Here is an 8262-nt window from a genome sequence, read left to right on the forward strand (position 1 = left end):
CATAAATACAAGCGGAGGTTAAGTTGCCACTACTGTGGGTTTAGTTACCAGCTGCCCGACAAATGCGACAATTGCGGTTCGCCCGAATTAAAAACCCGGGGTTACGGTACCGAGAAAATTGAGGACGAGCTAAAACCCTTGTTCCGAAATGCACGAATTGCGCGTATGGATTTGGATACCACGCAGTCGAAAAATGCATTTGCCAAAATCGTTAAAAACCTGGAAGAGCGAAAAACAGATATCCTGGTCGGGACTCAAATGGTGACCAAAGGACTGGATTTTGAACATGTGAGTGTAGTGGGAATTTTAAATGCCGATAACCTGATCAATTTCCCCGATTTCAGGGCACACGAACGTGCTTACCAGCTTATTTCGCAGGTGGCTGGCCGCGCCGGACGAAAGCACAAACAAGGAAAAGTAGTGATTCAGACCTCGCAGCCCGATCATCCGCTAATTCAACTAATTCGCGATCAAAACTATCAGGGCACGTTAAAAGAGCAGTTTGAAGAACGCCAGCTGTTTAAATATCCGCCATTCTTCCGCCTGGTGAAAATTGTGGTGAAACACAAAAATGTTCAAAGCGTCGACCGGGCTGCCAACCAACTGGCACAGCAACTAAAAAAACATAAACAGCTGATTGTTATGGGGCCGGAATATCCACTGATCAGCCGTATTCAACTGTGGCACCACAAAGAGATCTGGATAAAAATTGATCGAAAACTCAATCTTGATCTTGTAAAAAAAGAAATCACCGCTGCCGTAAAAGCAGTCAGGCATCTCCCATCAAACAGCAGTTGCGTTTTTAATATCGATGTTGATCCTGCATAACAAACACAGGACAATCCAGCAACCAATATCAAGCATCCAGGATCCAAAATCAAGTATCTAGTATCCAATATCTAACTCTCCCACAAAACATTTTACTCTCAACAATTTTATAAAAACAGAATAAGTTTCTGGTTTTTACATTTGCCTACCGTTGTTTTTTCTTAATTTTGTGCTCATAACATCGTTGTGTGAATAAAGCAGAAGTAGACGAAATATTCAACCGGTTTTCAAAAATACGCGCCATTGTAATTGGCGACGCTATGGTTGACACCTATCTTTGGGGAAAAGTTGACCGTTTATCTCCTGAAGCTCCGGTGCCGATTGTATCCGTTACAACACGCGAAAACCGTCTTGGCGGCGCGGCAAACGTCTCCCGAAATATTCAGGAACTGGGAGCTACTCCAAAACTTTTTGCGGTGGTTGGCGACGACGACAACGGTAAAGAATTCCTAAATCTTTTAGACAAACGCAAAGTCTCTTCCGAGGGGATATTTATCGATCCGTCGCGAAATACAACGGTAAAAAACCGGGTAATTAGTTCCGGTAAACAAATCGTACGAATCGACGAAGAATCAATTGATTACATTTCGGAAGAAATGGAAAAGAAATTGATCAATGCTATAAAAACAGAAATGGAAACACATCCGGTTGATGTGATCGTTTTTGTTGATTACGACAAAGGTGTGGTTACGCCAAATTTATTTAAAACCATTAACGAACTGGCGCAGGAGAAAGGCATCCCGACCTCTGTTGATCCAAAAAAGCGAAACTTTAGCAACTATAAAAATGTATCGCTTTTTAAGCCCAACTTTAAAGAGTTTGTTGAAGGTACAAGGTTCCCGCTAAAAAAAGGCGACCTCGAAAACCTGAAAAAGGCAGCTGAAACCTTTAAAGCAGAGCACCAATTAAAGTTGATACTCATAACACTTTCAGAACTGGGAGTTTTTATCATCAATGGTGAAGAAGAACAATATTACCCGGTTGCAATTCGCGATATTGCTGATGTTTCGGGAGCCGGCGATACGGTAATCGGAGTGGCTAGTCTGGCAATGGCAGCAGGGCTTTCTCCAAAAATAATGGCGCTGATGTCGAACCTGGCAGGCGGATTGGTTTGCGAAAAAGTCGGTGTTGTTCCGGTTGATAAAACACAGCTGAAAAAAGAAATGAAATCTCAAAAAATTTAAGCGCTTTTCTGTTCAAATCCAAGCGCTTACCAAATTATCCCCCGGCCTGCCCCTAAAATTTCACTTTGGTTAATGGTAAATTGTTAACTTTGAAACCGCTCAAGAATATAAAAGACGCTATAAATGGGAAAAATAATTTCGTTGGCAAACCAGAAGGGAGGAGTTGGTAAAACAACCACAACAATTAATCTGGCTGCAAGTCTGGCAGTACTTGAACAGAAGGTTCTGATTATTGACGCCGACCCGCAGGCAAATGCCACATCGGGTTTAGGATTCGACCTGAGGAATGTGCAATCGAGTATCTACGAATGTATTGTAAATGAAATCGAAGCCGAAAAAGCGGTTTTACACACAGGCATCGATAACCTGGATATAATTCCGTCTCACATTGATTTGGTTGGTGCTGAAATTGAAATGCTAAACCTGCCGAACCGCGAGAAAGTGCTAAAATCAGCATTGGAAACGATAAAAGACAAGTACGATTTTATTTTTATCGACTGCTCACCATCATTGGGATTAATTACGGTAAATGCCCTTACTGCGTCTGATTCTGTTATCATTCCGGTTCAGTGCGAATATTTTGCATTGGAAGGACTTGGAAAACTGCTGAATACCATCAAAATCATTCAGAACCGTTTGAACCCGGAACTGGAAATCGAAGGATTCCTGCTTACCATGTACGACGGCCGTTTAAACCTGTCGAACCAGGTGTTGGAAGAAGTAAAACACCACTTCCAGGAAATGGTATTCGACACTGTAATTCAACGTAACGTAAAATTAAGTGAAGCACCCAGCTACGGAAAACCTGTGGTACTTTACGATGCAAGCTCGAAAGGAGCAATTAACCACATGAACCTGGCGCGCGAAATATTACAGCGCAATGCCATGACTAAAATGTCGAAAGACAATGTTGTTATAAATTAAACATTCTTAAGTAAGTATGATGGCAAAAAGGAATGCACTTGGAAGAGGATTAGGCGCATTGATCGACGATGCTGAAAAAATGCAGCAAGGCGCCGGACTGGATGAAATTGAATTAAGCAAGATTGAAGCAAATCCTTTTCAACCCCGCACGAAATTTGACGAAGAGGCACTGGCAGAGCTTTCAGCCTCTATCAAAGAAATTGGATTGATACAGCCCATTACCTTACGAAAAGTTGGCGACAACAAATACCAGATCATTGCCGGAGAGCGTCGTTTCAGAGCATCGCAACTGGCAGGACTGAATAAAATACCGGCTTATGTGCGCAAAGCCAAAGACGATGGAATGTTGGAAATGGCGTTGGTGGAAAACATTCAGCGCGAAGACCTCGACTCCATTGAGATTGCACTAAGCTACCAACGCCTGATGGATGAGTTGGAATACACGCAGGAAGAACTGAGTGGCCGTGTAGGTAAAAAACGCTCTACAATTGCCAACTACCTGCGTTTGTTAAAACTTCCGGCCATTGTTCAGAAAGGATTAATCGACAAAGAAATATCGATGGGTCATGCACGCGCCATCATTAACATTGATGATGCCGATACGCAGATCATGATCTTCGAGCAGATTATAAAACACGGGCTTTCGGTTCGGAAAGTGGAAGAAGTTGTTCGTGATTTAAACTCTACGGAAGACAAAACAAGCGATACTAAAAAACCTAAGTTCCCAAAAGAATTCAAGATTATAAAAACACAGCTTGACAAGATTTTCAGCCGACATATCGACTTCTCAATGAATGAGAAAGGAAAAGGAAAGATTACCATCCCTTTTAAGTCGGAAGCCGACCTGGAAAGAATTGTTAAAATATTTGAAAATCAAAAATAAACCTTAAGAATCACACAATTACTAAGGGTATTTTCTATTTTTGCGCAAAATTATTAGTGTGATTAAACGCGTTTTTTTTTCAAAAATATTGCTTTTTAGCCTGCCATTGTTTTTCAGTTTTAATTTGCTGGGGCAAACCACTGCGCAGGATTCTGCTTTTATTACACAGGCAAATGAAGTAACCACGAAGGTTGAACATTCGCCTAAAAAAGCCACCCTCTATTCAACTTTTTTGCCGGGACTTGGACAGGCCTACAACAAAAAATACTGGAAAATTCCGTTGATTTATGCCGGTTTTGGAACCATCGGTTATTTTATTCACTGGAACAACGACAACTATAAAATTATGCGTCAGGCCTACGCAGATTTAACCGACGGCCCCGGACCATACGGACCGGAGGATCCAACAAATTCGTATATGGATTTGGAAGCCACACAGTATTACGACTTAAATAATCCTACGTATTACAACAATTTTAAAACCGGGCTCGACAAACAACGAAGTTATTACCGGCGTAATCGCGATTTGCTAATTATCAGTATTATTGGATTTTACGGACTGAACATTATCGATGCCAGTGTAGATGCGCACTTGTACGATTTTGATATCAGCGAAGACCTTACATTTAACTGGCAGCCTACAATGCAATACCAGGATTTTCAATGCGTTTATGGTGTAAGTTGTACTTTTACTTTTTAAGATGAAACACATTATCATTTATATATTTTCGCTATTACTTTTTACCAACGCCTTGGCGCAGGAAGTTGACACCGCGCTTACATTAGATGACCTGAAACTGGAAGCAGACACTACCGGTTTTAACACATTGGATGTTGATGATATGCTGAATCCTATTTTCTCGGATCAGATGGACAGCATGATGAGCTCGTGGGATATTCAGAATCGTTTTGATTTGGACAATTCGGAAGTAAGAACACTCGATTACCCAAAAAACCTGCCCGACTCGGTTTACATCAACCGTTTAAAAGAAATTGAACAGGTTGTTGATCTTTCGTACAACTCGGTGGTAAATAACTACATAAAGATGTACACCGAAAAACGTCGCGACCTGGTTGAAGTGATGCTTGGTTTATCGGCCTATTACTTCCCTATTTTTGAGGAAACGCTGGATAAATACGACATGCCGCTGGAAATTAAATACCTGGCTATTATTGAGTCGGCACTAAATCCAACGGCACGCTCGCGGGTTGGCGCAAACGGACTGTGGCAATTTATGTACGGCACTGCCCGCAACATGAAACTTGAAATTACCTCGTTTGTTGACGAGCGCCGCGACCCGATAAAAGCCACCGATGCCGCTGCCCGTTATCTTACAAAACTTCATGATATATATGGCGACTGGCATTTAGCCATTGCCGCTTATAACTGTGGCCCCGGAAATGTAAACCGTGCCATCCGCCGCTCGGGAGGAAAAAGAAATTACTGGGAAATTTATTATCGGTTGCCACGCGAAACCAGAGGTTACGTTCCGGCATTTATTGCGGCAACTTATACTTTCGAATATTATAAGGAGCACAACTTAGTACCGCGTTTCCCGGAGATCGAACTGTCGGTTGATACCGTGATGGTGAACGACTACCTGCATTTTGACCAGGTAAGTGCAAAACTACACATCGAAAAGGAAGAATTACGTGCATTAAATCCGATGTACCGCCGCGATGTGATTCCGGCCAAAGAAAGCAAGCCATATCCGTTGGTTTTACCGAATGATGTGATTTTGGATTTTGTTGACCTGGATACAGCAATTTTTGCTTTCGAGCGCAACAAATACTTCCCCAACAATACCTTAATGGACCCAGCAAGCAGCAACAGCAGTTACTTTACGCCTGTTGACATTAAAGGGAAAGCAAAGGTAGTTTACACCGTTAAAGCGGGCGACAATGTTGGATTTATATCGTCGTGGTTTCATGTGCGTACTTCCGATTTACGGTATTGGAACAACATTAACCGCGATATCATTCGTGTGGGCCAGAAACTGGCCATTTACGTTCCTGAAAAAGACAAGGAAAAGTACGAGCAGGTTGCAGCCATGAGTTTTGCTGAAAAACAGGCTTCGATCGGGAAATCGTCAACACCAACAACAACGCGCACAACAAAACCTCTTGATCCGAATTTTGAATATTACACCGTGCGTAAAGGCGATACCTTATGGGACATTGCCCAGAAATATGCAGGAATTTCGGCTGATGAGATTATGCGGTTAAATGAGCTGAAAAACGACCGCGGATTGTATATCGGGCAGAAATTAAAGATCAAACGTAAAGGCTAGTCTGTAAATTCCCTGGATTTTGTTTTACCCCTGAGGCAAAAGAAGAAACGTCTGCCAGACAAGTATTGGCTGAAGCTTCTTTCATTGTTTGTCTGCCAGACAAGTGCCCGGCGAAAGGTTTTTCACCAAATGTCTGACTGACGAGATTCGCCAAACTGATTTTTCATCGAATGTCTGACCGACATTGCTTCCCCGAACATTCTGCCAACTAATGTCCGGCTGACAAACCTTTGCTGACATGTTTTTAATGGCGTGTCCGTCGGACGAGACCTGACGGAACAAAATTTGGCAAATGTCTGTGTGACATTAACAGAATTTTCATAAATCGTCAAATATTTTAGAAGAAAACCATCGCGAATCCACTAAATCAGTGTCATCAGCGTTCCATTTTTCTGCGCATCCGTTTTGGCCCGTACTACAACCAAAATCCGGTAATACTAAATAGTAGCAGCGCCAAACCGGTGATGCTTGAGTAGATTAGTTTCAGCCCGCCATTGGTACGAAACCAGTGGTCGAGAATAGAGCCATCATGAACATTCTCGATGAGATCCGACCAACGACGTTCAATCTGCAAAAGTTCTCCAGTTGCTCCGTCAAGCTGAATGCCCCAATAACCTTCCTCAAATACAAATTTTATCATCCCTTTGTTCTGGCGAACATCTATTCGGTTCAATTCGGGCATCTTCACTGTAGAAATAGAATCACGAAAAACCTGAAAAGCTATTGCATTCAAACTGTCGATCGGCAACCATTCGCTGAGTTCTGTTGAAGTGCCCTTTTCCGATTTTGCCAATATAAGACCACCACTGTTCTTTTTCCACCCCAGTAATAGGCCAGAAATCGACATAAAAATAAAAGCCACAAACAGAACAATTCCGGTTATGCGATGCACCCTTCTCACACTTCTGATTGCACGTGCCTGTTTACTATTTCCATTTTGGGTCATAAAAAGGCCAACATTTCATGATATTTATTGAAAGAGGTATTGCTTGAAGCAAAGAAATAAACGACATAACCTGAAACCATATTGTTAATCACTGAATATTAATCTTTTCACCCAGCGCTTTAATCTCCTGCTCCAGTTTATTGCGTTTTTTTATGGCTTTCGATAAAGCCAGTGCATCGCGAACAGCTTCTTTGTCGTAGGTTTCCAGAATAATATAATAGTATTCCTTACCCAGAAAAACAGCTTTAAGGTTGCGGTCTACATTATTGGCAATAAACTCAATTACGCCATTGTCTTTGCCGTTTCGGTACGATACCTTTTCCCATTTGGCTTCCATAAAATCGCTGCGGTGGTTATCAACCGAACCAACAGGAATCTCTTCGGTTTTAGCATCGTCTCCACTGTCGTACACCCGAAGCCCGGTGTGATTCAACCAATTTTCGCCATGATAATTACTGCTTAAATACAGCTCGCCGCGCTCATCCAAATGCACCTGAATATACGAACGATCCCACGCCCGGGTAAAAGTCTGGCGTTTATGTGTATATTGAGCATACCGGTCGAACTCGGTCTTTTCTTTTACAAACGATTTTTCCAGCTCTGCAACCTGTACTTCTACCGAATCAAGTTCAGCCTCTTTCCGCTGCATCACCTGAAAACGAACCTCCTGCAACAGGTTTTTTGCCGCATTGGCCGAATACATTGCTTCGGGGTAAAGTTTTGGAATACTGTCTAACTGACGAATCGCTTCAGCCGTATCGTTTTTAGCCAGCAGGTTTTTAGCCAGATCGATCTTTACACGCGCCTTATCTTCATCCGACGGGCCGCATGAAACAAAAATTATTAGCACTAAAAGCAACAGGTATTGAACAGAAATCTTCATTCGTTTATTATTGTTTATTTTTGGCAATTCACCATTTGTACAAAAGTAGTATTTTAATACTATTTACAGTAACGAAGAAAAGCCGGTTTATTATCATGAACACCAATTCCGTAGAGTTTTTTAATACCAAAGACGACGAGAAATTCCCTGATAACAGTGCAATAATTATCGCGGCCTGGCACCTGTCGAATTCTGAGAATATCGGCAAAATCATTCGGCTGGCGCATAACCTGGGAGCCACTGAAGCTTTGTTTGTTCGCGAATCGGAAAATCATCGTGAATCGAAAATTAAAAAGACGGCAGGATTTTCTTACGACCAAATG

Annotated in this window: 9 protein-coding genes; 7 read left to right on the forward strand and 2 right to left on the reverse strand. The window is 42.1% G+C overall.

Annotated elements, in window-relative coordinates; genetic code table 11:
- The 6 genes from priA to ABZB17_RS17145 form a co-directional block, all read left to right on the forward strand.
- On the forward strand, positions 1-828 hold an 828-nt coding region (priA, locus tag ABZB17_RS17120), incomplete at its 5' end, for a primosomal protein N' (protein ID WP_372651899.1).
- A 188-nt stretch (positions 829-1016) separates the two neighbouring features.
- Positions 1017-2012: a bifunctional heptose 7-phosphate kinase/heptose 1-phosphate adenyltransferase gene (locus ABZB17_RS17125; protein WP_372651901.1), complete on the forward strand. Its 996-nt coding sequence runs from the start codon at positions 1017-1019 to the stop codon at positions 2010-2012.
- Between the two features lie 123 nt (positions 2013-2135).
- The gene (locus ABZB17_RS17130; RefSeq protein ID WP_372651903.1) at positions 2136-2936 is read left to right on the forward strand and encodes a ParA family protein; all 801 of its coding nucleotides are present in this window, start codon (positions 2136-2138) and stop codon (positions 2934-2936) included.
- 16 nt (positions 2937-2952) lie between these two features.
- A complete protein-coding gene (locus ABZB17_RS17135) occupies positions 2953-3819 on the forward strand; it encodes a ParB/RepB/Spo0J family partition protein (RefSeq protein WP_372651905.1) in 867 nt (288 codons plus the stop codon).
- 58 nt (positions 3820-3877) lie between these two features.
- Positions 3878-4519, forward strand: a complete 642-nt coding sequence (locus tag ABZB17_RS17140; protein WP_372651907.1) for a DUF5683 domain-containing protein — start codon at positions 3878-3880, stop codon at positions 4517-4519.
- Between the two features lies 1 nt (position 4520).
- Positions 4521-6110: a LysM peptidoglycan-binding domain-containing protein gene (locus ABZB17_RS17145; protein WP_372651909.1), complete on the forward strand. Its 1590-nt coding sequence runs from the start codon at positions 4521-4523 to the stop codon at positions 6108-6110.
- A gap of 415 nt (positions 6111-6525) precedes the next feature.
- Here ABZB17_RS17145 and ABZB17_RS17150 read toward each other — a convergent pair whose 3' ends face one another.
- Together ABZB17_RS17150 and ABZB17_RS17155 are read right to left on the reverse strand one after the other, a co-directional pair.
- Positions 6526-7056: a PepSY domain-containing protein gene (locus ABZB17_RS17150; protein WP_372651911.1), complete on the reverse strand. Its 531-nt coding sequence runs from the start codon at positions 7054-7056 to the stop codon at positions 6526-6528.
- Between the two features lie 88 nt (positions 7057-7144).
- The gene (locus ABZB17_RS17155; protein WP_372651913.1) at positions 7145-7939 is read right to left on the reverse strand and encodes a hypothetical protein; all 795 of its coding nucleotides are present in this window, start codon (positions 7937-7939) and stop codon (positions 7145-7147) included.
- A 95-nt stretch (positions 7940-8034) separates the two neighbouring features.
- Here ABZB17_RS17155 and ABZB17_RS17160 point away from each other — a divergent pair.
- Positions 8035-8262 (forward strand): hypothetical protein (locus tag ABZB17_RS17160; protein WP_372651915.1); only part of this gene is annotated, 228 nt, incomplete at its 3' end.

Source organism: Draconibacterium sp., assembly GCF_041583095.1.
Taxonomy (GTDB): Bacteria; Bacteroidota; Bacteroidia; order Bacteroidales; family Prolixibacteraceae; genus Draconibacterium.

Coding starts and splice junctions, on each gene's coding strand:
- ABZB17_RS17145 (WP_372651909.1), top strand. CDS start 4,521: ATGAAACACATTATCATTTATATATTTTCGCTATTACTTTTTACCAAC.
- ABZB17_RS17135 (WP_372651905.1), top strand. CDS start 2,953: ATGATGGCAAAAAGGAATGCACTTGGAAGAGGATTAGGCGCATTGATC.
- ABZB17_RS17155 (WP_372651913.1), bottom strand. CDS start 7,939: ATGAAGATTTCTGTTCAATACCTGTTGCTTTTAGTGCTAATAATTTTT.
- ABZB17_RS17150 (WP_372651911.1), bottom strand. CDS start 7,056: ATGACCCAAAATGGAAATAGTAAACAGGCACGTGCAATCAGAAGTGTG.
- ABZB17_RS17130 (WP_372651903.1), top strand. CDS start 2,136: ATGGGAAAAATAATTTCGTTGGCAAACCAGAAGGGAGGAGTTGGTAAA.